Origin of the sequence: Eubacterium uniforme (assembly GCF_900167115.1) — a bacterium.
Lineage (GTDB): Bacteria > Bacillota > Clostridia > Lachnospirales > Lachnospiraceae > Eubacterium_S > Eubacterium_S uniforme.
Genome location: NZ_FUXZ01000003.1, coordinates 326,359 through 352,439, shown reverse-complemented (window position 1 = coordinate 352,439; position 26,081 = coordinate 326,359). Strand labels below are relative to the sequence as shown.

The following is a 26,081-nucleotide window of genomic DNA, read 5'->3' as shown; positions in this document are numbered from 1 at the left end:
ATAGAAACTGTACTCTTACCTTTTGAAACATCAATACCTACTGCGTTCATATATTTGTCACTCCTTAAAAATATAGTGCAATGGATATACACCAGTTTTACTCATTGCCTATTCAATCTACTGTGGTGTGACACGAATGCACCCTATGGTGAAACAACCTGCATAAAACGAACGCTGCTAATGAGGAGCTGGTTATCAGTCTAGTTTACGGACGCGAGGTCCAAGAAAGGAAGCCGATATACCTATTGCTCCCATCATTATACAGCTTAAGCAATAAGATAGATAACATCTTAACTAGATGTTAAGAATATTAACTATAAAACCATTGTAGTAGAAAGGAGGAAAATATGAATATTGTTGTAAATACTAAAAGTGGGATTCCGATATATGAACAGGTTTCAAAGCAGATTAGAGATGAGATAATTGGGGAAAGAATAAAAGAAGGAGAAATGCTTCCTTCAATTAGAGGATTGGCTGCAGATTTAAAAATAAGTGTTATTACAATAAAGAGGGCCTATGAAGATTTAGAAAAAGAGGGATTGATATATTCAGTGGCTGGAAAAGGATTTTATGTTGATAATCCGGATGTACAATACTTAAAAGAAAAGATGACACTTAGTATCGAAGAGAAACTAAGTGGTTGGATTAATGATGCCAAGCAAAGCGGAATGAGTAAGGAAGATGCTAAAGACATGATTGATATATTATGGTAAATAATATAGAAAACATCATAACAATTTAAGATGAGAATTTATAGGAGGATATAGTCAGTAATTGATTATATGATGAATATGATAAAGGTAAGAAATTTAAATTATAAATATAAGAATGATAAATTTGAATTAAGAGATATTAATTTAGATATTGAAGCTGGATTCGTAACGGTTTTAGTTGGAAATAATGGTTGTGGTAAAACAACTCTTATGAGAAACATATATGGATCTCTTATATCAAATAGTGGAGAAGTATATTTGGATGATGAAAAGATATCTTTTGATAATCTTGCAGATTTTCATAAGGATGTAATATATATTGGTAAAAGTATGTATGCGGATTATTATACAGTTGCTGATAATATTGAATTATTTAGAACATTATATGATAGATTTGATGAGGAAATCTTTTTAAAGTTAGCTAATAAATTTGGATTAGGTAACAGAATTGATTCGAAATATAGTATTTTATCAAGAGGGCAGAAAGTTAAGGCTGATATAGCATTTGCTATTGCGGTAAAACCAAAATACATAATTCTTGATGAACCATATGCTGGGCTTGATGAAGTATCTAAGCAGGACATTACGGAGATTTTGCAAAGTAGGGTAAGCGAAGATAATGTTGGTATTTTTATTTCAACTCATATTATTGATGAAATAGAAGATGTTGCTGATTTTATAGTTATGATGAAAGATGGGAAAATTGTAAAAAGTGGAGACAGGGATAGTGTTATTGGTATAGGAAAAACACTTACTGAAGAAACTATAGACTTTATAGAAGATGAGGAAATATAAATGGAAAAGTTTTATAAAAAAATGAGGAAGGATAATAAGCAGAATAAAATATGGATGATTATGTGGATTATTGCTGTATGTTCATTTGTTCTTGAATTAAATAGTAACAGGGTAATTGAATTATTGATTTTTGTTACGCTTTTATCTCTTTCGACTTATGAGTATTTAACAAAATATTTTTTCCTGTATAGGGAAGGAAAATATCAGTTTGAACGATTTAAGTTTTTGGTGTTTTTGAATTCAATCAAGTATTCAAATTTATCTGAAATATTAAGACAGCATGCTTTTTCACTTAAAGAATATATGGGAATATTGATACGTAATTTCGTTCCAGTACAGGTAGTAACTGTTATTGGTGCGATTGTCTATGAATGTTTATATTATTTGGGAAGTGGAGAGATAATCACAATATATGCTATTGTAAAAATAATGAGTATTGTTATTATACCTTTCCTTGTTGTAGGTTTATTTTACCTGACAAAACGTAAGGAATTAACAAGTGATATTTCTAAAACAAATAAATTTTTATTTGGTTTTGGTGATAAAATTCTACAGCTTATAAAAATAGGATTAACGATGGTGTTTTGTGCTGAAGTTGTACTTATAGGATATGCCGTAGTTATTAGCAAATTGATACTAAGTGCCAGTGAAGATAATAAATGGAAATTCGCTATGGTGTATACAAATGAATTTGCTATTGTTTTAATTGTTCTTGTTGGTTTGTTAGTATTCCTTTCCATATCAAGATATAGAACTACAACATTAAGAGTTTTCTTGGGATTTTTAACTATGGCAATGCTTATGGTCATGATAGTATTTATGTTTAAGAAAAACATAATAGTTGATAATGGTGGAATAACTGTTACGATGAAATATAAGAGTATACACTATGGATATAGAGATGTGGATTATTATAAGGAATATGTAAGTGAAGATAGTTCTACTTTACAGCCATCATATGTGTATATGTTATATATGAAAAATGGTAGGAAAGTAAAAATTGATTTTGATGAGATTCTTTCTGAAGATAATATTGAAGAAAACGGACAGATAACAGATGAGGCTAATGAAGAAAAAATAAGAAAGATTTTTGTGAAGACTTTGGAAGACAAGAAAATTCCAAAAAGGCAATAATATTACAAAAAATATTTATATTTGTAATATTAAAAAGCATATTTTAATATTATTTTAATATGTTGTTAACAAGTGAGAAATATGTTGAAAAATAAAGAAAAAATATGCTGGTATCCTCTTGAAATGTTAATTCATTATGCTAGAATTTATAGTTGATGGGTTATGGGGAGATGCTTGGGGCATCTCCCTTTTCGTTTCCATTTTTTAAGAAAGAGTAATAAAAGTGTGTTAATTGTTAGAAATATGTTCAATTATAAACATATTAATGTTATAATATAAAAGCCGTTTATGTGAAAAAATTAACACAACTAAACGAGGAGAGTGTAAGTCTATAAATTGGGGTTACATGAAAAAATAAAAAAAGGAGTATATGTATGAGAAACATGAAAAAATTTGGCAGAGCTGTTTCAAAGATTTCTAAAAAATCTATAGCCATAGCGATTGCATTTGCTATGAGCTTACCTAATGCAGCTTATGCTGAGGGAACACAAATTCCTGAAACTAGTTATACTAGTCAAACACAGGAAGAGAACTTTTTTGTAACACCTGAAGAACATCTTCAGGATATTATTGACGAAGCTAGAGCACTTAACGTGCCAGATGCTTTTATCAGACATTATTTAGCAAGTGATTTACAGGATGAAAAAATTGCTGCTTTTGATAAAAATATGTCTGTAGTAACTAACGACGAGGGCGTTGAAGGCGTTGAAATTAAAAGTGTAAAACTTACTAAGTTTGCAAAGAACAAGATTGATCTTGGTAATTTTGATTTCGGCGAGTATAAGGCTGGTAATATGGTTTATAACTTTATTGCTAGTAGAAAACTTAAAGGTAAAGCTTACCTTTATACTGAAAAATCAGAAGAACCAATTGCTACTTTCGAGATTAAGAGAACAGTTGATGATTCTTGGGGAAAGACAAAGAACTTAGCAGTTGATGTTAGAAAGGCAAATCTTACAGGAGAACAGCATTTATATTTAAAGGTTGTTCCAGATAGTGTTTTAAATACAGATGGAACAATTAATGAAAGTGCTAGTGGAAAAGGTAGTTTATATCTTGAAAGTCTTTTCTTCACAGAGGGAAGCACACCTGTTGTAAGCTTTGATATTGATAAAGAATTTAATACAATTGAAGATATTAATGGGTCGGAAACTCATACTACCATGGGATATGGTACTATGAATATTCAGGTTCCAGATGGCTATAGATCACCTGTTAATGATGAAGTTTTATCGGATAGAACATATGATCTTGATTTTATTAAAGGTAGAGGTAATTCTACATGGAAACAGACTAAGAAGCCTTATAAGGTAAAATTAGATAAGGCAGAAGAGGTTCTTGGGATGCCTAAGAATAAGCATTGGGGACTTCTAGCTAATTATTTTGATTATACACTTATTAGAAATAGATATTCATTCTATTTAGCTGATAAACTTGGACTTGATTATACACCACACAGTGTAGCAGTTGATGTTGTTATGGATGGTGAATTTTATGGAAGTTATCAGTTAGCTGAAACTGTAAGAATTGGTGAAAATCGAGTAGATATTGGGGATCTTGAAGAAGATCCATCAGATGTAACAGGCGGATATTTATTACAGCATTCACCTTCATGGTTAAGTGGTGAGTCACTTCCAGTAGTTGGTGATCCTAAGGGAACTCATCTTGTTGTAGAAAAACCTGAGTATGATGATGACTATGATGAGGATCTTAAGCAGGAACAGCTTAATTATATAGATGGATTTTTAAGAGATATTGATGCAGCTGTTAAAAAGACTGCGGAAAGCGACAGCGATGAAGTATCAGCTGAAGTACCTAATTGGAGAGATGTATTAGATGAAGAGTCACTTATTAAATATACATTAATGCAGGAATTTTCTTTAAATGGTGATGCATATGGTGGAAGCACATATTATTATAAGCCAAGAGGAGAAAAGGAAAAATTACATTGTGGTCCAATTTGGGATTTTGATTTTGTAGCTTGGGGTGCTTATCGTCCAGATTTTGAAAAACCACAATCAGAAGCTGGAGTAATAGACGGAGAAATTGAGATTGAAAATGTTGATGATTCAAAAGCTTCAGTAGCTCAAACTGAAGAGGATGAAGATATGGGCTATGGAGTTAAGAATTTTGGCCCAATAACAAGAGCACCTTGGTTTATGAAGTTATATTACCATGATGCTGATTTTAGAGAGAATGTTATTAAAACATGGGATGAGTTTTCAAAACTTTTAAAAGAAAGTGCTAAAGAAGGTGGCGTGCTTGATCAGATGGCAGATGAGACATATATGTCAGCACTTGCAAATTATCAGGTATCTACATCATATTTAAGTGATGGAATTGATTATTGGACTGAAAGTGAAATTCCTATGATTTCTGATGATGGAAGTAAGTACACACTTAATTACTATAATGAAATTAACAGATTTAAGAGTTTTGTAAATAACAGAGCAGATTGGGTTGATACTCATATTTCTGAATTAGATAAATATATTGGTGAAGAAGTACTTAATTTTGATTTTGATGATGTTGAATTTTATGTAGATGATAAGTTATATGCAACAGCTCCAGTATATATGGGATTTATATCACCTCTTGATATTCCAGCAAATCCAGAAAAAGAAGGATATATCTTTAGAGGATGGTATTACTACGATCAGAGCGGACAGTTACAGGAATTTGATCCATTGGGTGCTCATGTATCTGTAATTTATGATGAAAATGGTGATCTCGTTGATTATTACTCAAGAAAATATTATGCAAGATTTATTCCTGTTTCAGAAGTAGCTGCTGCTAAGGATTTTAAATTCGTTAGAGATACGGTATATGTACCTAAGTATGATAATTATGATGAAGAAGATGAATTTAATGAAGAATATGGATATGCAGTTGGAAATGTACCAGAGGATTTAGAGGATTCTGAAGGTGATGACCTAAATGAAGGTTATAGCAGGGCTGACTTTGATGCAAAGGATTTATTAAAGATTACTCCATTTGATGTAAATCCTGAGGATATTAAATTTGAATTGGTGGATGAAAAAGGAAATCCTGTAGGAAAATATAAGGCAGACTTTGAGTTTGATAATGATTCAGAAGAATTAAATGAAGAGTATGCAAAGATAGACGTTTCAAGAAATGGCCTTGTTGCAGTTAATGATTTAGGTGATTACTACATAAAGGCAACATATCTTGATAAGAGTGCAGTTCTTAAGATTTCAGTAATTGAGGGAAGCGAAGCTGTTTATCCAAAAGAACTTACTGTAGATAAAGAAGTTAAACTTAATGTTGGTGAATATGGTGATGTAAACTTTAAGTATGATGTTGAAGAGAAAATTCCATATTATTATTTCACAGACATTAGATTTAAAGCATTAGATAAGAGCATGGTTGAATTTGGATCATGTGGTTTATTTAAGGCTAAGAAGGCTGGCGAGACATCAGTTATTTCATTTGCCGAGGGGGACGATGAAATGCTTATGGATGTTACTAAGGTTATCGTATCAGAGAAGAATGCCAATAAGCCTTCACAGACAATGAAAAAAGATAAAAAGAGTGATGAAAAGAGAGCTCCTAAAAAAGGAACAAAACTTACAGATAAGACATATATTTATAAAGTAACTAAAGAGGCTTCTGATGATGGAAAGAAGGCTGGCGAAGTTGAAGTAACTAAGTTATTTAAGAAGAATCTTAAGAAGGCTACAGTAAAGAATACTGTAACAATTGATGGATTTAAGTATGATGTTACATCAATTGGTTCAAAGGCATTTACAAATCATAAGAAACTTACAAAGGTTACTATTGGAAAGAATGTAGAAAGGATTGGGACTAAAGCATTCTTTAAATTAAAGAAACTTACAAAGGTAGTTATAAAGAGTAATAAACTTCCAAAATTTGGCAAGAAAGTTTTCGTAAAGAAGGGCAAGAAGTTAACTATTAAGGTTAATAAGAAGCTTATTAAAAAAGCTAAGAAAGCTTTAAAGAAAGCTAAATGTAAGGGATATAAAGTTAAATAATATGTTTTTTAAGTTAGTTTTGAAAATAATATTTATTTAAACAAATAATAGGGAGATGTGATTTTCACATCTCCTTTTTGCTTGTTTCCATAGTATGCTTGTGTTATGAAAATGTTAGAAAATATTTATAAATCGTTTATAAAAAGATAGTACTATGTTATAATTACAGTGGCATATTAACGATTGTTAATATGTGTACAGGTAAGAGTGTAAATCTTTTATTAGGATTACATGAAAAAATAAAAAGGAGGATGTGTAATGAGAGACATGTCAAAGTTTAGCAGAACTGTGGCAGGTATTTCTAAAAAGGCAGTTGCAATTGCTATTGCATTTGCTATGAGTTTACCTAATGCGGCTTATGCGAATAACGTTACGGCAAATTATCAGACGGCTCAGTATGAAGAAGAGTTTGAAGATACTGAAGAATTTCATGCGGATCATATGCAGGAAATTCTTGATGAAGCCGAAGCGATGGGAGTGCCAAATGCATTTATTAGACATTATTTGGCAAGTGATTTAGAAGAAGGAAAAATCGCAAAACCTGCAAAAGCATTGAAGATTAAAAATGCTACAAATGCAGAAGGTGTTGTAGGTCTTTCAACTGGAAAGGTTAATCTTGCAACATTAGCTAACACTAAAATTGATCTTGGTAAGTTTGATTTTGGTGAGTACAGCCCTGCAAATTTAGTTTATAATTTTGCAGCAGGTAAGAAGGTAAAAGGTAAGGTTTACTTCTATTTAGATGGAAGTGATGAGGCATTTGCTGAGGGCGTTGTTAAGAGAAGTAACGATGATCCTTGGGCTAAAACTAAGAGTTTAGCAATAGATGTTAGAGATTTAAAACTTACAGGCGAAAAGCAGATTTCAATGAAGTTTGTTGCTGATAGTGTTCTTAATGGAGATGGAACAATTAACAGCGCTGCTACTGATGAAGGTAAGATTTATATTGAAAGTCTTTTCTTTACAGAGAGCAGTACACCTGTTGTAAGTTTTGACATTGATAAGGAAGTTAATACAGTTGATAGTATTAATGGATCACCAGTTCATTCTACTATGGGTTATGGTATGATGAATATTTCTGTACCAGAAGGTTATGTTTCACCTGTTAGCAAAAATGTAGTAACAGATAAAACATATGAACTTGATTATATTAGAGGTAGAGGCAATTCTACATGGTTACAGAGTAAGAAGCCATATAAGGTAAAACTTGAAAATTCAGAGGAAATTCTTGGAATGCCAGCTAATAAGCACTGGGCACTCCTTGCTAATTACTTTGATTATACACTTCTTAGAAATAGATACACATTCTATTTAGCAGAGAAGTTAGGTCTTGATTACACACCTAATAGTGTGGCTGTTGATGTTGTTATGGATGGTGAATATTATGGTAGCTATCAGCTTTCAGAAACAGTTAGAATCGACGAAAACAGAATTGAAATTGATAATCTTGAAAAAGAGAAAAATCCAACAGATCCAGATAAGATTACTGGTGGATATTTATTAAGTCATGGTTCAGGTTGGCTTAAGGGTGAGTCATTACCTACTGTAGGTAATGGAGATACAAGACTTTGTGTTGAAAAGCCAGAATATGATAGTAATACAGATGAAGAAGTTAAGCAGGCTGAACTTGATTACATGGGAGATTATTTAGCTCAGATTGATGAAGCGGTTGCTAATGCTGGTTCTAATGAGGAAGGTGTAGTTGATTGGAGAACTTTACTTGATGAAGATTCATTAATTACATATACACTTATGCAGGATTTCACAGATAATGGTGATGCTTATAGTGGAAGTACATATTACTATAAGCCAAGAAATGATAAATTATATTGTGGTCCTGTATGGGATTTTGACTTTGTAGCTTGGGGTGCATATGATACAGCTTATTCTGATTTTGAAGGATTTGGTATGTCAAAGGAAGCACCTTGGTTTACAGAACTCTATGGGAAAGATGAAAAATTTAGAGAGAATGTAGTTAAGAAGTGGAATGAATTTTCAGCTTTATTAAAGGACAGTGCAAAAGACGAAGGTTATCTTGATGAAATGGCAAGAGGAACATATATGTCAGCACTCGCTAACTATCAGGTTGTTTCATCATATTTAATTGATGGAATTAATTACTGGAGTTGGGAAGAAGACGAGCACTTTGAATGCTACGATGAAGATGGAAATCCATATACTCTTAATTACTTTAATGAAGTTAATAGATTAAAAGCATTTGCTACAAGAAGAGCTGCATGGTTTGATGAGAACATTGAAGATATGTCAAGCAACTACAATAATAATGATGATTATAAATTTGAATTATATGTAGATGACAAACTTTATGCTACTGTTTCTGTAGACGATTTTGGTGTAATAAAGAAAATGCCAGAAGAACCAAAGAAGGATGGTTATGCGTTCTTAGGTTGGTTCGCAAAGACTCAGGATGGAAATGAAATTGAGTTGAATTCTGATATTTCAATGGCAACATATGTTTATGATGATGAATTGAAAACTAAAATTCCTGCTCCAAGAAAGTATTATGCTAAATTTGTAAAAACTTCAGATGTTAAAGAAATAGAATCATTGAAATTTACTAAGGATACATTATATGTTCCTCTTTACTTTGATGATGAATTTGCATATAAATTCTATGATGGTGAATATGGAGATGACGTATTTGAAGGTGAATATCAGCGTGAAGTAGTTAAATTACGTAGATTCTTAGTAGTAAAACCTGATGATATGCTTAAAAAGAATGTTAAATGGGAACTCGTTGATGAAAAGGGTAATCCTATTGTAACAGAGGGTGCAACTCTTAAAGAGGAAGGTGTTGTAGATATTTCAGCACTTGGTACCTACTATGTAAAAGCATCTTATAAGAATCTTAGTGCTACTATTAAGCTTGTAGCATTTGATTCTAGTGAAGAAGTATATCCAACAAAGATTACTGCAACAAAATCTTTAGATATGGAAGTTGGTGATACTTCAAACATTGAAGTTAAATTTGATAAGGAAGAAAAAGTTTCATATGCTCTTTACGATAAATGTAAGTACATTGTTGCAGATGAAGATATTGTAAAAGTGGATGAGTTAGGTAAAGTTACTGCTAAAAAAGCTGGTGTAACATCAGTTATTACAATGCTTGATTTAGATTATGAGACTGGAGCTACATTAGTTGCTAGTACTAAGATTAATGTTTCTCCTAAGGCAAATGATATTAAGAGTGCTGATAAGAGCGTAGCTCCTAAGGCAGGAACAGTTCTTAAGGATAAGGCATTTACATATAAGGTAACTAAGGCAGCATCTGATGATAAGAAGGTTGTTGGTGAAGTTACACTTACAGGTTTAGTTAAGAAGAACATTAAAAAGGCTACTGTTAAGGGTAGTGTTGTAATTGACGGTTATAAGTATAATGTAACATCTATCGGTGCTAAGGCATTTGCTAAGGCAAAGAAACTTACTAAGGTAACAATTGGTAAGAATGTCAAGACAATTGGTGCTAAGGCATTCTTCGGACTTAAGAAACTTAAGAGTGTTTCAATTAAGTCAAAGAATATTACAAAGATTGGTAAGAAGGCATTCTTCCGTAAGGGTGGAAAGAAAGTTACATTTAAGGTTGTAAAGGCTAAGAAGAAAGCTTATAAGAAGCTTTTAAAGAATGCTAAGACAAATAAGTATAAAGTAAAATAATAGGAGGAATATAGATGAGACTTAAATCTAAGTTTGGTAAGTTGACAACTAAGGCAACTGCAATTGCTCTTGCTTTTGTGATGACTATACCAACAGCGGCATTTGCTAATGTGGATTTTGGCGAGTATAGCGAATATCCATATACAGGAATGCCAGAGGATGATATAACAGTTGATAATTTACAGTCTGTTTTAGATGAAGCTATAGAAAGAGGCGTTCCTAATGCTTTTATTAGACATAATCTTTCAGAGAATCTTGATATTTTAGCTGATTCAAAAATTGATTTAAATGATGGTGAGAAATTACCAAGTATAAAGATTTCTGATGTTGAAAATTCAGCTGGAATGCATGGATTGGAAATTAAGAAGATTGATACAGGTCTTCTTGCAAGAACAAAATTATATCTTGGAGAGTATGATTTTGGAAAATTAGAGGCTAGCCGTCTTGTTTATAATATGCTTGCAAAGAAGAATTTAAAGGCTAAAGCATATTTATATCTTGATGATAGTGAAGATGCATTTGCTGAAATTAAAATCAAGCGTTCAGGTGACAGCGATTGGGAAAAGACTAAGGCTTATACAGTTGATGTTAGAGGCGAAAATTTAAGTGGTAGTCATAAGGTTTACTTAAAGGTTGTTGCTAATGAAGCAGTTGATAATGAAGGTAAAATCATTGCTAAGACTGGTGTTAATACTAACTTATTCTTAGAAAGTTTATTCTTTATAGAAGGAAGCACTCCAGTTCTTGATTTTGATTTGGATTCTGATTTCGCTAGTATGGATGCTGTTAATGCATCAGAGAATCACACAGTTGAAAGTACTGGTGATATGATTACTGAAATTCCCGGTGTTGATAATGACCAGAAATATGAACTTGATTATATCAGAGGTAGAGGTAATTCTACATGGAAGGCAAGTAAGAAGCCTTATAAAGTTAAACTTAATAAGAAGGCTGATTTGTTTGGAATGGGTGCAAATAAGCATTGGATTCTTTTAGCAAATTACTATGATTATACACTTCTTAGAAACAGATTTACTTTTGAAATTGCTAAGGAACTTGGACTTAATTATACACCTGAGAGCGTGTGCGTAAATCTTGTAATTAATGGTGAATATTATGGTAGTTATCAGCTTTGTGAACAGATTAGAGTTGGAGAATCAAGAGTTGATATTGATGACCTTGAGGAATTAGAAGAAGGTGAAGATCCAGCTGATCCAGAAATTGTTACTGGTGGCTACTTAATTAACATGGGTGGATCATGGCTTACAAGTGATGGTAGTGAAGAGAGAATCACAACTACACCTTATGATTTTGTAATTGAAAGTCCAGAATATGATGCTGATTACAGTGAAAAAGGTAAGGAAGCTCAGCTTAAATATATTAATAATTATTTTGCTATTATTAATAAGTTAATATCAGACTTAGAACCAATTGAATCAGAAGAAGAGGAATTTGAACCAACAGCATTTACAACAAAGGATGCTCTTGATGATGCTGAAGAAGTTGATGAGGAAGAACTTGATATTCCTGATGGCGCAACTTGGAGAGATTACATGGATGAGCAGTCACTTATTGATTATTACTTAATTCAGGAATTTTCATTAAATGGTGATGCTTATTATGGTGGTAGTACATATCTTTATAAGCCAAGAAATGGTAAGTTATTCTGGGGTCCGGTTTGGGATTTCGATTTCGTTGCATGGAATGCAACAGAAACAGAAGCAGATAATTTTGATGGATATGGTCTTACTAATAGAGCACCTTGGGTTTCAAAACTTCTTTCAAGTGATGAACAGTTCGCTAAAAATGTTGAAAATAGATGGAAAGTTTTAAAACCAATTTTGGAAGAAATGATTTCAGAAGGTGGTAAACTTGATCAATTTGCAGAGGAAACATATATGTCTGCATTAGCAAATTATCAGGTAAAAAGATCAATCCTTATGGGTGATTATGAAGATTCTGATTATGCTGAAAGCGGTGAAAGGGTTAATTTTGATCCAGAAGGTAATGTTTATACACTTAATTATTTTAATGAAATAAATAGATTAAAAGATTTTGTGGCAAAAAGAATAGTTTTCTGTGATGAAACTATTGATGATGTTTTAGGAAATGCTGGTTCATTTGGCGAAGGTGCAAATGCGAGGTTCTTCTTAAATGAAGAAGATTGTTTCATGGATGTTGATCCATATGCAGAAATTCCAGTTGTTATGGAAGTTAGAGAAAATGGAATTTATGGATACATTAATGAAGAAGATATGCCAGAAGCACCTGAACGTGATGGTTATGAATTTAAGGGATGGTATTATAGAGATGAGACTGGTAATTACGTTAAGTATGTTCCTGGTGATAATATCTTTCTTACTGAAGAATGGGAAGGCCAATTATTCTATTACATTCCTTCGATTTTTGCACAGTATAAAGAAATTGGTGCAAAGGAAGTTGAGAAAGTTGAATTCCTTGCAGATACATTCTACCATTACGTAGAAAAGAGATATGATTCATATTATGAAGAAGATTATTATGCATATAATGAGATTAACTTATTGGATTTGATTAAGTATGAACCAATAGATGCTTTATTAGAAGATATTTCATTCAAGGTAGAAAAAGATGAAAATGCTGATGAATCAGTATATGCAAATATATATGGTTATTATCTTGAAGTAGGAGGTCCTCAGGAATTAACAATTATTGTTAAATATGGTGATAAAGAAATAAGTACAAAACTTGTGGTTATAGATGATAAGTCAAAATTCGTTGATGAAGAAAAATATTCTGTAGATAAAGAAATCAATCTTAAAGTTGGTGAAACTAAAAAGATTGAGGTTAAGTATGAAGATGGTAAATATAGAGATTATACAAATTTAGATTCATATTCATATGCTTCATCAGACGAAAGTGTAGCTTCAGTATCTAGAGATGGTGTAATTACAGCAAAAGCTGATGGCGAAGCAAGTATTGTTGTTGTTAATCATGCAACTTATAATAATAAAGCTAAAATTATAAAAGTAACTGTTGGTAACAAGAAAACTGAAGAAGCTAAGAAGGATGAAAAGAAATCTGAGGCTACTAAGGCACCTGCAGTAGGTACTACACTTAAAGATAAGACATACAAGTTTAAGGTAACAAAGGCAGCTTCTGATGATAAGAAGGTTGCTGGTGAAGTTAAGATTACAGGTCTCCTTAAGAAGAATACTAAGAAGGCTGTAATTAAGAGTACTGTAACTATTGATGGTTATAAGTATAATGTTACTGAAATTGGAGCTAAGGCATTCGCTAAGGCTAAGAAGCTTACAAAGGTTACAATCAAGGGAAATAAATTACCTAAGATTGGTAAGAAGGCATTCTTTAAGAAGGGCAAGAAAGTAACTATTAAGGTTAATAAGAAGCTTGTAAAGAAGGCTAAGAAGGCTTTAAAGAAAGCTAAATGTAAGGGATATAAGGTTAAATAATTGATGATTGCACGAATGTGTTTTATAAAGTTATTTAATATGAATTTGAGGAGATGCGATTTTTCGCATCTCCTTTTAAGTTTTATAATGCTTTTTATGTTTAAATATGTTAATATATAGGGGAATGTGTTTTTTTATATGTTCTATTTATAGAACTTTGTTTGGTGAGATTTATGGAACAAGTTTTGGGGATTGATAATGAAAAGATATTGTGAAAAATGTCAGAAGGAATTTGAATTTAATATAATCAGCATGAAGGATTTAGATAGTTTGGTATGTCCTGAATGTGGAAGTGAAATTGATAAGGAAAGTAGAAGACCAGTTGATCCACGTATTGAAGAGAATGAAGAAAAAATAGGAAGAATGATGTTTGGAATTCTTGGATTTAATTATATGTTTTTTCTGGTATTTGCTACAATTGGCGTAGTTTCATATTTTTTGGAAATATATCCGATTTTATATTTTACAACTGCAGTTAATCTGATTGTGTATTTAGCACATATATTCGGTGGAAGTACTAGGTTTAAAAGTGGAATTTTGTTTATTCCTGTAGGGGCAGCTCTATTTTATCTTTTTTATGGAACGATAGAAAGTGCTTGTCTAGGAGTTCAAGTTGTATTTATCATAAGACATATTATTCGAGATGTTTTATATACTTCAATTATTAAAATTGCAAGATGGGGCGGAAGAAATTAAAGGAGATTATCATGGGAACAGTCAGAAGAAATATTGGATTAAAGGAATATTTGTATATCATTTTTATAATTAATATTATGTATACAGTTCCTACTCTTTTGTATAAGGAATATAGAAGTTCTAATAATAATCCAAAAGATGCGGCAGCAGCAATGTATCTTTTTGTGATACCTATAGGGATTTTTATTGTTACATTTTTATATACGATATTTACAGGTGAAATACGTAAGGTTGTCATAGTATTTGCTGTAATTTATCTATTTTCAATTGTTATGCCATATGTTACTATTCAGTCTTTGATTGTAATGGGAATAGGTTATGTTTTAATAGTTTTTTTGGCAGCAGTTGCAGGCAATGTTGTATATGAATCCTTTGGTAGTAAGGTTGTTAATAAAGCGAATGATTTAATGGATAAGGCTGATGAAAAGAGCCTTGAAAAGCAGAAAAAGAAAATGGCTGTTAAGATAAAGGAAGAGGGCAAGTCTGAAGGTATTAAGGATAAGGCTATGAAGAATATAGATAATAAAAAGAAGAATAAGTAGAATATTGTTATTTTTTATAACAAGTTTTAGATATGTTAAGTAGCATTATGATACTAAGTCTAGAGTAGGGTTAATGGTATTGGGTGATTAATTAATCGCTTTAAGGAGAATAATAATGAAACGTGTACTTACAATGCAGGATATATCATGTTTAGGAAAGTGTTCAATTACTGTTGCATTACCTGTAATTTCAGCAATGGGTATAGAAACAACAATTCTTCCAACAGCTCTTTTATCCACACATACGATGTTTAAAAATTTTACGTTTAAGGATTTAACAGATGAACTTGTTCCGATTACAGAACATTGGAAATCTCAGGACGTAAAATTTGATACAATATATACAGGTTATTTAGGTTCTAAGGAAGAAATTGATATAGCCAAGAAAGTTATAAATGATTTTAAAACAAAGGATACTTTAGTTTTTGTAGATCCTGTTATGGGTGATAATGGAAAGTTATATCCTAATTTTGATGAAGACTATGCTAGGGAAAATGCTACTCTTTGTGCATATGCGGATGTGATTGTCCCTAATATAACTGAAGCGTGTTTCATGACAGGTATGCCATATAAGGAAAAGTATGATGAGGCTTATGTTTTAGAACTTATTGAAAGACTTTCTACATTTGGTAGTGATGTTGTAGTAATTACTGGTGTTTCTCTTTCTGAGGGGAAGACTGGTGTTTACGGGTATAATAAGAAAACTGAAGAGTATTTTATGTATCAAAATGATAAGGTTGATGCAGTATTTCATGGAACTGGCGATATATTTGCTAGTGTTTCAGTAGGGGCTCTTACTAGAGGATTTTCACTTGATGAGGCATTTAGTTTAGCAGCTGATTATACTGCTCTTACTATCGAAGCTACCAAGGATGATCCTAAGAGACCTTGGTATGGTGTTAACTTTGAAAGCACTTTACCAGAACTTATTAAGAGAATTGAAGATTAGTTTTAATCTTTTTATGTTTGTATTTATGCAGGGGGCATTTTTTAAAATATTTATTGCTAAAAAAGGAGGAGCTATGTTTCAGAAAGAGTTAAAGAAAAAAGAGATTCTTTCAATTAACTTAAGTGTTAAGGAAGAAGAAAAAGTTAGTGGTGTTAACGAAGAGATTATTAAGTTATCTCTTGATGGTAACACAAAAACAGAAACATACGAAGGAAGTGTTGTTAGTGGTAATGCAGTTATAACTAAGGCTAAGAGTTTATTTGCTAGTTACCGCTTCGGTATTGTTCTTAAAGGTAATGATGGTAGTAACGTATATGTTAATGCTACTGCTAATATTAAAACAAATGAAGAATATAAACTTATGGAGGATGATATCTATGATTCTTTAGGATATTATCCATGTGATGAAGATAAGTTTTTATCAAGTAGTGATAAATTGACGGAAGTATTTGCTAAGGATGCAAAGGCATATCTTGAGGTTAAGGGTAGTGATTATGTACTTCATGTTTATGTGATTGAAGGTAAGAAGCAAGCTGTTAATCCATACCTTCCACATTTTGAATATGTACCTGATGGAGAGCCATATGTTTTTGATGGACGTGTTTATGTTTATGGTTCACATGATATCTATAATGGTGCAGTGTTCTGTATGGGTGACTATGTATGTTATTCAGCACCTATTGATGATCTTGGTAATTGGAGATATGAAGGTGTGATTTATAAGAAAACAAAGGATCCAGCTAATACAGATGGAACTATGTGTTTATATGCGCCTGATATTACAATTGGACCTGATGGAAAGTATTATTTATACTATGTTTTAGATCATCTTCCAATTGTTTCAGTTGCAGTTTGTGATACACCTGCAGGTGAGTTTGAATTCCATGGTTATGTTCATTATGCAGATGGAACTAAACTTGGTGAGAAAGAAGGCGATGAACCTTCATTTGATCCTGGCGTAATTACAGAGGGTGATAAGACTTATCTTTATCTTGGATTCTGTGGCCCTGGAGATACATCAAGAACAGGTTCATTCGTTACAGTTTTAGATAAGGACATGGTTACTATTATTGAGAATCCAAAGCTTGTTGCACCTGGTTGCATGAACAAGGAATTTGCTCCAGATTTTAATGAGCATCCATTCTTTGAAGCACCTTCAATTAGAAAGCGTAATGGTAAGTATTATTTTGTTTATTCATCAGCTGCTATGCATGAGCTTTGTTATGCAATGAGTGATAGCCCTGTTGGTCCATTTACTTATGGTGGTGTTATTGTAAGTAACTGTGATTTGGGAATTGATACATACAAGGATGGTAAAACTCCAGTTGCTCCTGGTGCTAATAACCATGGTAGTATTATTGAAATCGGTGATGAATGGTATATCTTTTATCATAGACATACAAATAATACTTGGTACTGTCGTCAGGGATGTGCTGAAAAGATTTCATTCAATGAAGATGGTACAATCAATCAGGTTGAGATTACTTCTTGTGGTCTTAATGGTGGACCACTTGTTGGTAAGGGAAAGTATCCAGCATACATAGCTTGTCATGTATATAAGAAGGACATGGGAGTTTATATTGGTCAGTCAGAAGTTCCATTTATTAAGCAGGATGGAGCTGATGGAGATAAGAGACTTTCATTCGTTCATAATGTTACTGAGAATTCAGGTATTGGATTTAAGTATTTTGAATTTAATGGAGTTAAAAAGGTTAGAGTTTTTGCCAGAGGTTATGGTATGGGCTTTATTGAAATTAGAACTTCAATGGATGGTGAAGTTTTAGGCAAGGCTCAGGTACATCATACAAATCACTGGCAGGTTTATGATATTGATGCAGCAATTCCTGATGGTGTAAGTCCACTTTATATTACTTATAGTGGCGGTGGAAGTATTGAAATCCAGGAATTTGAGTTGGTGTAGATTCTTGATTTTGTGGCTTAGATCTTAGTTGGTTTAGAGCCAGGTTCAAAAAAGTGCAGTTTTTACTGCACTTTTTTGTTATAATATTTGTAAATAAGGAGGGACCCACTTGTGGGAGGTTTCCTTGTTTGCCCTGTGCATGGTTGATATTCTTACTTTTGACTGAAAAAGCATAAGAAGTAAGAAAAAGCAACTTGCTAATGATGAGTGGAGGTTGAGAAAGCCTTACTTTTGATTGGAAAATCTCTAAAAGTAAGAAAAAAACAACTTGCTAATGATGAGTGGAGAATGAGAAAGTCTTACTTTTGATTGGAAACTCTCTAAAAGTAAGAAAAATAAACTTGCTAATGATGAGTGGAGAATGAGAAAGTCTTACTTTTGATTGGAAACTCTCTAAAAGTAAGAAAAAACAGCTTGCTAATGATGAGTGAAGGTTGAGATAGTCTTACTTTTAGCTGAAAAAGCATAAGAAGTAAGAAATGATAACTTGGAAAATATATTATGGATGGTGGAAGATATGCACTATAGTGTTTTGATTGTTGATGATGAGGTGGAATTAACTGAATATACAGCGAAGTATTTTAATATGTCAGATGTTACTGCAAGTTATGCGTTTGATAGTAAGGGAGCACTTGAGTTTTTTAAGGAAAATACTTGTTCATTAATTTTACTTGATATAAATTTGGGTGGTGATTCTGGATTTGAATTATGCCAGGAGATTAGAAAGAGTATGGATATTCCTATATTCTTTATTAGCGCGAGAACATCTGAAGATGATATGTTACTTGGGCTTAGTATAGGTGGAGATGATTATATTTGTAAGCCATATTCACTTGGTGTTTTACTCGCAAAAGTAAAAGCAACACTTAAGAGATATGAAAGTGATGGTGTTAATACAGGTAATTCAAGTGGTAATGAAAATAGCACAGATGGAAATATAAATAATTTGGATACTAATACAGATAACAGGGATAGTAATATAAATAAATCTGAAAATGTTAATGACTATATTGTTGATGTTGGTAATGCAAAACTTGATAAGAGAAAAGCTTGTATTATAAAGAATGATGAAAGCATAATGCTTAAGGCAATGGAATATAAGCTTTTACTATATATGATAAATAATAAGAATAGAGTTCTTACTAAGGATGAATTGTTTGAAAAGGTCTGGGAAACAGATTATGTTGGGGATGTTACACTTAATGTTCATATAAGACATCTAAGGGAGAAGATTGAGGATAATGCCAGTGAACCAGAGTTTATAAAAACTGTATGGGGAAGAGGTTTTATGTTGGAGGATAAGAATTGAAGGTAAAGCAGGTTGTGATATTTGCTGTGTTGTGTATCTGTGCAATTATTGGTATGACCATTTATATTGAACAGAGTAAAAGCTGTTTGAAGCAAAGTGTTTATACCGTTGATATTAATAGGCAGATACAGGACATTGAAAGATCATGGGATGATTATAAAAATAAGAATAATGAATTAATTGATAAAACTACTAAGTATGATTACTGTATTATAGATAGTAATAACATGGTTTTAGAATATACAGATGCAGATGTTGCTAATAATATTCAGACTGCTACTTCAAGATTTGATGTTGTTAGAAATATTGAAGTTGATGATGAAGTTGTTGGATATCTTATTATCAAAAATGATTTAAGAGATAGATATAACAGTAAGATTGATAGTATTGCTTTATTCGCTGTATGCATATGTGGTGCAATGCTAATAGTATTTTTAGCAGGGTTCTATTATATAAATAGCAGAATGCTTAAGCCATTTGATAAGCTTAAGAAGTATGCAACAAGAATCGCAAGTGGAGATTTAGCAGTTCCGCTTGATATGGATCGAAATCATATATTCGGTGAATTCACTGAAAGTTTTGATATTATGAGAGAAGAACTTTTAAAAGCTCGTGAAATTGAAAAAAAGGCGGATGCTAGTAAGAAAGAACTTGTTGCTCAGTTATCTCATGATATTAAAACACCAGTTGCTTCGATAAAGGCTATGACTGATGTTTTATCTCTTGGTGATTTGAATGATGAGGAAAGAAAGACAATTAAATCAATAGATGAAAAGGCAGATAAGATTGATAGTCTTATTTCAAACCTTTTCCATGCAACACTTGAAGAACTCGAAGAATTAAATGTAACTGTCGGAGAAGTTAGTAGCAAAGAATTACTAAGTATACTTGAAGAGTCGGATTACCTTGATAAGGTTGTTGATGAAAAGGGAAACAGCATTAAGAAAGAAGGTTTTTTACCTATTAAAGACAGTATAGTAAATGTTGATAAGCTGAGAATATCTCAGGTCTTTAGTAATATTATTACTAATTCTTATAAGTATGCTGCATCTCAAATTGTTTTGAAATCAGAATATAAGGAAGGGTTCCTGCTTGTTGAATTAACTGATAAAGGCAAAGGTGTAAATCCTGATGAACTTGATAGTATAATGGAAAAGTTTAGCAGGGGTACTAATGCAAAAGGCAAGGATGGATCAGGCCTTGGGCTCTTTATTTCTAAGTATCTTATGGAAAAGATGGATGGAAGCATAGAGTGTGAAAACGTGGTTGATGAAAAGACAAACGAAGTAGCAGGATTTAGAGTGAAACTTTATATGAAGCTTTCCTAAGGTGAACTGAATATATATTAAAAGAAATACATGTATGATTTTGATGTAACGTTATAATAAATCTTTACCTAAAATGAGGACAATTATGAAATACAATTTTGATAAGATTATTGATAGAAAAAATACGGATAGCATAAAGTGGGACAGGGCAGGCGATGCACTTCCTATGTGGGTTGCTGACATGGATTTTGAAACATATCCTGACATAAAGGAAGCACTTGTGAATAGAGCAACTCATGGCATATTTGGTTATACCGAAAACAAAAAAGAATGGTATGAATCATATATGTACTGGTGGAGAGAAAAATATTCTTTTGACATAAAGAAGGAATGGTTGAATTTTTCAAATGGAGTTATGCCTGCATTAGCATGCGCTGTTAGAGCTCTTAGTGAAAAGGGAGATAATGTGCTTGTTCAATCACCGGTGTATTCTGCGTTTTTCAGCACAATATTTGGAAATGAAAGAAATGTTGTTGAAAATAAACTAATCTATAATGAGTTATCATATGATATAGACTGGGTGGATTTAGAAGAAAGGCTAAGTGATTCAAAAACCAAACTAATGATTCTTTGTAATCCTCATAATCCGACTGGTAATATTTGGAATGAGCAAATACTTATTAGAATCGGAGAACTATGTAAAAAGAATGGAGTAATAGTTATTTCTGATGAGATTCATTGTGATATAGTTGCACCTGGTGAAAAGTATGTGCCATTTGCTGCAGTATCTGAAGTTAATAAAGATATTTCAGTAACTTTGATTTCACCAGCAAAGACCTTTAATGTTTCTGCGATTCATTCGGCTGCGATGATTATAGCAAATGATGAGATTAAGAATAAGGTGAAATATGAAGTTGGTATAAGTGGAGTTGGAAGAGCTAACAGTTTTTCAATAGAAGTGGTTAAAGCAGCTTATACTAAAGAAGGTGCTGAGTGGGTTGATGAACTTTGCGAGTATATTTGGAATAATAGGAACTTTGCAGAAAAGTACATAAAGGAAAATATACCTAATCTTAAAACTGTCCCATCTCATTCAACATATCTTTTATGGGTTGATGTATCGGCGGTTGCTGATAATAGTGATAAGTTTGTTCGCTTCCTTGAAAAAGAAGCAAAGCTAATGCTTAATTCTGGAAGTGATTTTTTGGGCAATGGAGATAAGTTTGTAAGAATAAATCTAGCTTGTCCAATGGAAGTCTTAAAAGATGGACTTAATAGATTAAAAGAAGGAACAGAATCATATAAAGAAAGATCTTAAGTGAAAACTTAAGGTCTTTTTTTGTTTACACGACGAGGAAAATGCAGTAAGCTTGCTTACTAGCATTTGACGACCGTGATACAATCCCGAAACAAGCGTAGCGGTTTCGGTGATTATTCCAGTTAAAAAACAGTTAAAGATTTAATCCAATTTAAAAAATAATTAAAGATTGGACAAAGATTAAAAAAATAAAGATGTATATAATGAGTTTATAGAATCAAGTAGTTGGATTTGAAAGGAGCCATAACTTATGGGAAAAGATAAGGAAAAGAAAGAGGTAGTTATTAAGACTGATAAGCTTTCTAAGAGTTTTTCAATTGAAGGAAAGCAGCAGCACATTATTAAAAACATGGATTTGGAAATTTATAAAGGTGATTTTACTGTAATTATGGGGCCTTCAGGTGCTGGCAAATCGACATTATTATATGCACTTTCTGGTATGGATAAACCAAGTCTTGGAAAGATTATATATGATGGTGAAGATATTTCAAAGATGAATGATGATGCGCTTGCAGTGTTTAGAAGAAAGCATTGTGGTTTTGTGTTTCAGCAAATACATTTGGTTGAAAATCTTTCAATTATGGATAATGCGATTAGTACTGGAATGCTTACGGGACAAAAGCAGAAGTGTTTAGCTAAAAAGGCAGCGGAATTATTTGAAAAAGTTGGACTCGATGAAAAACTTCATAAGAAATTTCCAGCACAGTTGTCAGGTGGAGAAGCACAAAGAGCAGCGGTTGTAAGAGCTGTTATAAATAATCCGATGGTTGTATTTGCTGATGAGCCAACTGGTGCACTTAATAGTGCTGGCGTTAAAGCGGTGCTTGATATTTTGACCGATATTAATGAAGAGGGACAGTCAGTAGTTATGGTTACACATGACATGAAGTCTGCAAGACGTGGTAACAGAATTCTTTATATTCAGGATGGTGGAATAATTGGTGAGTGTAATCTTGGAAGATATGTAACTGGAGATAAGGAAAGACATGAAAAAGTAAGAAAGTTCTTGGGAGAGATGGGATGGTAAAATTAGTAAAAGCTAATATTAGAAAAGATAGAAGTATTCTAGCTATGTTCTTTTTAATCATTTTTGTCGCAACTATTCTTGTGAATTTTACGCTTTTCATGAGAGGTTATGGATCTTATTATAATGATAAACTTGATGAAAAAAATGTTGGTGAATATTTCAATTACGTGGATGCAAGTAAGGAAGATAGTGAAGAATTATTAAAAGATTTTAAGTGGATAAAAGAGATAAAATATACACCAATAATTGTAATGCAATCTTTTAAGATAAGCGTTAATGATGGTAAGGATACTGATGAATCTGGATTCTATCAAAGATACTCTGATGAAGTGCGTTTTAATAGAGTTGATTGGTATGAAAAAGATGAAAGTATAAAGGGTGAAAAGATATACGTTAACATGTATGTAGCTGCTTCTACAGGAATTAAAGTTGGTGATAAGGTAACTGTAGATACGGGAATGTTTGGTAAGGATGATTATGTGGTGGCTGGTATATACGAGGATTACATTGATGGTGGTATATACACATATGAATCTTTTATGATTGGTGATTCGAAGTTTGAAGAAATTAAGAATAGATTACCTGAAGGTAGGGATCAAAATCGTATTGAAATAATGAGTGATGGCTCACAGAATGATGAACGAGCTGTAAGGGAAATTAATGATGCATTTATTAAAAAAGGATTTACACCAAGAGCATGGGATAGAAGTATATTTAGATCAAGTTATATTTCAATTGTAGATATTGTGGCTGGTTTTATAGTAGCAATTGCAGCTGTCATTATGATAGTCTGTGTTGTGATGGTTATATTTACAATTAATAATAATATTAATAGAGACATTAAAAATATTGGTGCTCTTAGAGCGGTTGGATATACAACTGGACAGATTCGTAAATCTATTGCACTTGAATATAGTGTTGTTAGTGGATTAAGCGTGATTATTGCTACAATTATAGCACACATATTATTTCCACTTTTGGAAAGAAACTTTTTAAGAGGTTTGGTTGGATTTAGATGGAAAAATTCATATTGTTTGGGAAGTATGCTTATTGTCTTATCAATAATATTTGTTGTAGCAATAATTGCTTTTTTAGCAAGTGCAAAGATAAAGAATTTACATCCAGCGACTGCACTAAGATTTGGTCTTGCAGCAAATTCATTCAAGCATAATTACTTACCGCTTGATAAGAGTTTTGGTAATCTTAATATTTTGCTAGCTTTAAAAAATATGTTCCACAATAAAGTTCAAAATTTTATTATTTTTCTTGTAATATTAATGGTTTCATTTTTAACTATATTTACTGGTGTTTTATATTATAATTCACAGGTTGATACGACTCATTTGCAACGATTAGTTCAAGGTGATGTTCCACATGCAATTGTTGAGTTTGATTCACATGACATGAAAAAAACTAAAGAAAATATGAAAACCATAGAAAATATTGATGGTGTAAAAGAAGTTTATGGACTTGGTGGCATTGATGCCTATGTTGGAGATATGAAAACTATGGTTTTATTTAGCAACCATATGAACTACGTAAATTGTGAGATTTATAAAGGAGAAAATGTTAAGGAAGATAATGAAGTTATTATAGGTAGTGAAATTGCAAAGTATGCTAAGGTTGATGTTGGAGATAGCATAACAATTAGTACAGGTAAAGAAGCTAAAGATTATGTCGTTGTTGGTCTTTGCCAAGCAGTTTATAGTCAGGGTAAGAGAATCTACATGACAGAGGCTGGTGCAAAATCTATTTTTGAAAACATAGAATATAATAATGTTCGTATTAGAATGAAGACTAAAACAGTGGATTTTATCAATGATTGTTTGGATAAAATAAAGGATGAACTAGGTAGCAAATGTATTGATACACATAACTATTGGAGATATCAAAACAGTAGTGCTAATGAAATAGTTTATACTATTGGAACGGTTATTTATATTTTTGTTTTTATAAATATATTCATTATATTGTTGGTAATAAGAATGCTTATGAAAACAATCTTTGTAAAGAGTGAAAAAGAATTTGGTGTTAAAAAGGCAATTGGATATACAAGTAGACAGTTAAGAATTCAACTATCTCTATCATTAATTCCAGTTACATTTATAGCAGCTACTTTGGGTGGAACTATAGGATATTTTGGAGTTAATAAGGTATTTGATTTTGTATTTGCTGGATTTGGTGTTAAAAAGGCAGATTTGATAGTTAGATTATCTTTTGTACCTATTTCACTTATTTTGGTTACGTTATTAGTAGTAGTATTTAGCTACTTACTATCAAGAAAGATGAAGAAAATTTCAGCATATAAACTTATAACAGAGTAAAAAATGGGATTCAGATTAAATCTGAATCCAACTTTTTTTATATGCATTAGGCGTAAGGCCTGTATATTTTTTAAAGATTTCTGTAAAGTAACTCTGACTTGGAAATGCAAGTATTTGAGCTATTTGACCTGGTTTGTAATCTGAATAAAGAAGCATGTTTTTAGCAGTATCAATCTTTTGCTTTCTTATGTATTCACTTATTGAAATACCAACTTCTTTTTTAAATAATCTTGAAAGATAAGTTGGATTTATATTTACATATTTAGCCAGTTCTTCAACGGTAATTCTATTATGAAGATGGTCATATATGTAGTCGATGCATTTGACAATAGGTTTTGAACAAATTGTACTTTTCTTTAAATCCTTCATTCTTTTTGTATAGTCGAGACACATCTTTTGATGTAAATCTGAAACTTCTTTGGCGGTTTTACATTTGTCCGCTTTTTGAATGTAGTAGTCACTTAGGTTATAAGCAGTTTGTAAATCCATACCACCGTTTATGCAATATCTTGCCGCAAGAGCAGTTGTAACCACAAAGTGATATCTTATGTTTTGAACCTCGTTATCTGATAGTTTTCCAAGGCCAGATTTTTCAAGAAGTGTTTCTTTGCATAATTCGGTAATGGTTTTTACATCACCATTTTTAATTGAATTATAGAAGTTAATTTCTGGGTTGTATGGTGCGCGAAGAAAGTTGTTTTCTCTTTGTATGAAATTCTTATAAAACAATTCTTTTTTATATGATATTTCAGGATTTGAATTCTTATTATTTGTATTTTTCATATTTTTCTCCATATCCAAAGAATAAAACTAAAATTGAATAATTAATTTACAATTTTTCCCACAAATTTGGAAACTATTTTTATAAAAATATTGTATCATAAAAACGTAAAAAAAGATATGAAAATGATATAAATATATTTTTTATGTAATTATAATGAATTT

The 26,081-nt window shown here is 31.9% G+C and carries 16 protein-coding genes; 15 read left to right on the top strand and 1 reads right to left on the bottom strand.

From position 1 onward, the window contains the following. Positions 1-347 precede the first annotated feature (347 nt). The 15 genes from B5D16_RS02985 (at position 348) to B5D16_RS02915 (ending at position 25,136) form a co-directional block, all read left to right on the top strand. A complete protein-coding gene (locus B5D16_RS02985) occupies positions 348-713 on the top strand; it encodes a GntR family transcriptional regulator (RefSeq protein ID WP_078765483.1) in 366 nt (121 codons plus the stop codon). A 78-nt stretch (positions 714-791) separates the two neighbouring features. Beyond that, a complete protein-coding gene (locus B5D16_RS02980; RefSeq protein WP_159444265.1) occupies positions 792-1,508 on the top strand; it encodes an ATP-binding cassette domain-containing protein in 717 nt (238 codons plus the stop codon). Further along, entirely contained in the window at positions 1,509-2,642 is a 1,134-nt protein-coding gene (locus B5D16_RS02975; protein ID WP_078765481.1) for a hypothetical protein, read from the top strand. A gap of 374 nt (positions 2,643-3,016) precedes the next feature. Further along, a complete protein-coding gene (locus B5D16_RS02970) occupies positions 3,017-6,655 on the top strand; it encodes a CotH kinase family protein (RefSeq protein WP_078765480.1) in 3,639 nt (1,212 codons plus the stop codon). 258 nt (positions 6,656-6,913) lie between these two features. Then, on the top strand, positions 6,914-10,330 hold the full coding sequence (locus B5D16_RS02965; RefSeq protein WP_078765479.1) for a CotH kinase family protein: 3,417 nt from the start codon (positions 6,914-6,916) through the stop codon (positions 10,328-10,330). 14 nt (positions 10,331-10,344) lie between these two features. Next, positions 10,345-13,782, top strand: a complete 3,438-nt coding sequence (locus tag B5D16_RS02960; protein ID WP_078765478.1) for a CotH kinase family protein — start codon at positions 10,345-10,347, stop codon at positions 13,780-13,782. A gap of 198 nt (positions 13,783-13,980) precedes the next feature. Further along, positions 13,981-14,478 carry an FmdB family zinc ribbon protein gene (locus tag B5D16_RS02955; protein WP_078765477.1) on the top strand — a complete coding sequence of 166 codons (498 nt, stop codon included), beginning with the start codon at positions 13,981-13,983 and terminating at the stop codon, positions 14,476-14,478. An 11-nt stretch (positions 14,479-14,489) separates the two neighbouring features. Continuing rightward, positions 14,490-15,020, top strand: coding sequence for a hypothetical protein (locus B5D16_RS02950; RefSeq protein WP_078765476.1), 531 nt, complete (start codon positions 14,490-14,492; stop codon positions 15,018-15,020). Between the two features lie 115 nt (positions 15,021-15,135). Next, complete coding sequence (locus B5D16_RS02945) at positions 15,136-15,969, top strand: pyridoxamine kinase (RefSeq protein WP_078765475.1); 834 nt, start codon at positions 15,136-15,138, stop codon at positions 15,967-15,969. 514 nt (positions 15,970-16,483) lie between these two features. Further along, on the top strand, positions 16,484-17,890 hold the full coding sequence (locus B5D16_RS02940; protein WP_242942974.1) for a family 43 glycosylhydrolase: 1,407 nt from the start codon (positions 16,484-16,486) through the stop codon (positions 17,888-17,890). Between the two features lie 517 nt (positions 17,891-18,407). Then, positions 18,408-19,199 carry a response regulator transcription factor gene (locus B5D16_RS02935; protein ID WP_078765492.1) on the top strand — a complete coding sequence of 264 codons (792 nt, stop codon included), beginning with the start codon at positions 18,408-18,410 and terminating at the stop codon, positions 19,197-19,199. Beyond that, complete coding sequence (locus B5D16_RS02930; protein WP_078765473.1) at positions 19,196-20,527, top strand: sensor histidine kinase; 1,332 nt, start codon at positions 19,196-19,198, stop codon at positions 20,525-20,527. The genes B5D16_RS02935 and B5D16_RS02930 overlap by 4 nt, the downstream gene beginning before the upstream one ends. 85 nt (positions 20,528-20,612) lie before the next feature. Next, a complete protein-coding gene (locus B5D16_RS02925) occupies positions 20,613-21,785 on the top strand; it encodes a MalY/PatB family protein (protein WP_159444264.1) in 1,173 nt (390 codons plus the stop codon). 250 nt (positions 21,786-22,035) lie between these two features. Then, on the top strand, positions 22,036-22,812 hold the full coding sequence (locus tag B5D16_RS02920) for an ABC transporter ATP-binding protein (RefSeq protein ID WP_078765471.1): 777 nt from the start codon (positions 22,036-22,038) through the stop codon (positions 22,810-22,812). Beyond that, positions 22,806-25,136 carry an ABC transporter permease gene (locus tag B5D16_RS02915; protein WP_078765470.1) on the top strand — a complete coding sequence of 777 codons (2,331 nt, stop codon included), beginning with the start codon at positions 22,806-22,808 and terminating at the stop codon, positions 25,134-25,136. The genes B5D16_RS02920 and B5D16_RS02915 overlap by 7 nt, the downstream gene beginning before the upstream one ends. Positions 25,137-25,151: 15 nt before the next feature. Here the strand turns inward: B5D16_RS02915 and B5D16_RS02910 are convergent, their stop codons facing one another. Next, complete coding sequence (locus B5D16_RS02910) at positions 25,152-25,919, bottom strand: AraC family transcriptional regulator (RefSeq protein ID WP_078765469.1); 768 nt, start codon at positions 25,917-25,919, stop codon at positions 25,152-25,154. Positions 25,920-26,081 lie beyond the last annotated feature (162 nt).

Excerpts from the sequence above, each read along its gene's own strand:
- B5D16_RS02935 (WP_078765492.1), top strand. The coding sequence starts at position 18,408 with ATGCACTATAGTGTTTTGATTGTTGATGATGAGGTGGAATTAACTGAA.
- B5D16_RS02955 (WP_078765477.1), top strand. The coding sequence starts at position 13,981 with ATGAAAAGATATTGTGAAAAATGTCAGAAGGAATTTGAATTTAATATA.
- B5D16_RS02925 (WP_159444264.1), top strand. The coding sequence starts at position 20,613 with ATGAAATACAATTTTGATAAGATTATTGATAGAAAAAATACGGATAGC.
- B5D16_RS02960 (WP_078765478.1), top strand. The coding sequence starts at position 10,345 with ATGAGACTTAAATCTAAGTTTGGTAAGTTGACAACTAAGGCAACTGCA.
- B5D16_RS02920 (WP_078765471.1), top strand. The coding sequence starts at position 22,036 with ATGGGAAAAGATAAGGAAAAGAAAGAGGTAGTTATTAAGACTGATAAG.
- B5D16_RS02950 (WP_078765476.1), top strand. The coding sequence starts at position 14,490 with ATGGGAACAGTCAGAAGAAATATTGGATTAAAGGAATATTTGTATATC.
- B5D16_RS02970 (WP_078765480.1), top strand. The coding sequence starts at position 3,017 with ATGAGAAACATGAAAAAATTTGGCAGAGCTGTTTCAAAGATTTCTAAA.
- B5D16_RS02985 (WP_078765483.1), top strand. The coding sequence starts at position 348 with ATGAATATTGTTGTAAATACTAAAAGTGGGATTCCGATATATGAACAG.
- B5D16_RS02945 (WP_078765475.1), top strand. The coding sequence starts at position 15,136 with ATGAAACGTGTACTTACAATGCAGGATATATCATGTTTAGGAAAGTGT.
- B5D16_RS02965 (WP_078765479.1), top strand. The coding sequence starts at position 6,914 with ATGAGAGACATGTCAAAGTTTAGCAGAACTGTGGCAGGTATTTCTAAA.
- B5D16_RS02980 (WP_159444265.1), top strand. The coding sequence starts at position 792 with ATGATAAAGGTAAGAAATTTAAATTATAAATATAAGAATGATAAATTT.
- B5D16_RS02915 (WP_078765470.1), top strand. The coding sequence starts at position 22,806 with ATGGTAAAATTAGTAAAAGCTAATATTAGAAAAGATAGAAGTATTCTA.
- B5D16_RS02975 (WP_078765481.1), top strand. The coding sequence starts at position 1,509 with ATGGAAAAGTTTTATAAAAAAATGAGGAAGGATAATAAGCAGAATAAA.
- B5D16_RS02910 (WP_078765469.1), bottom strand. The coding sequence starts at position 25,919 with ATGAAAAATACAAATAATAAGAATTCAAATCCTGAAATATCATATAAA.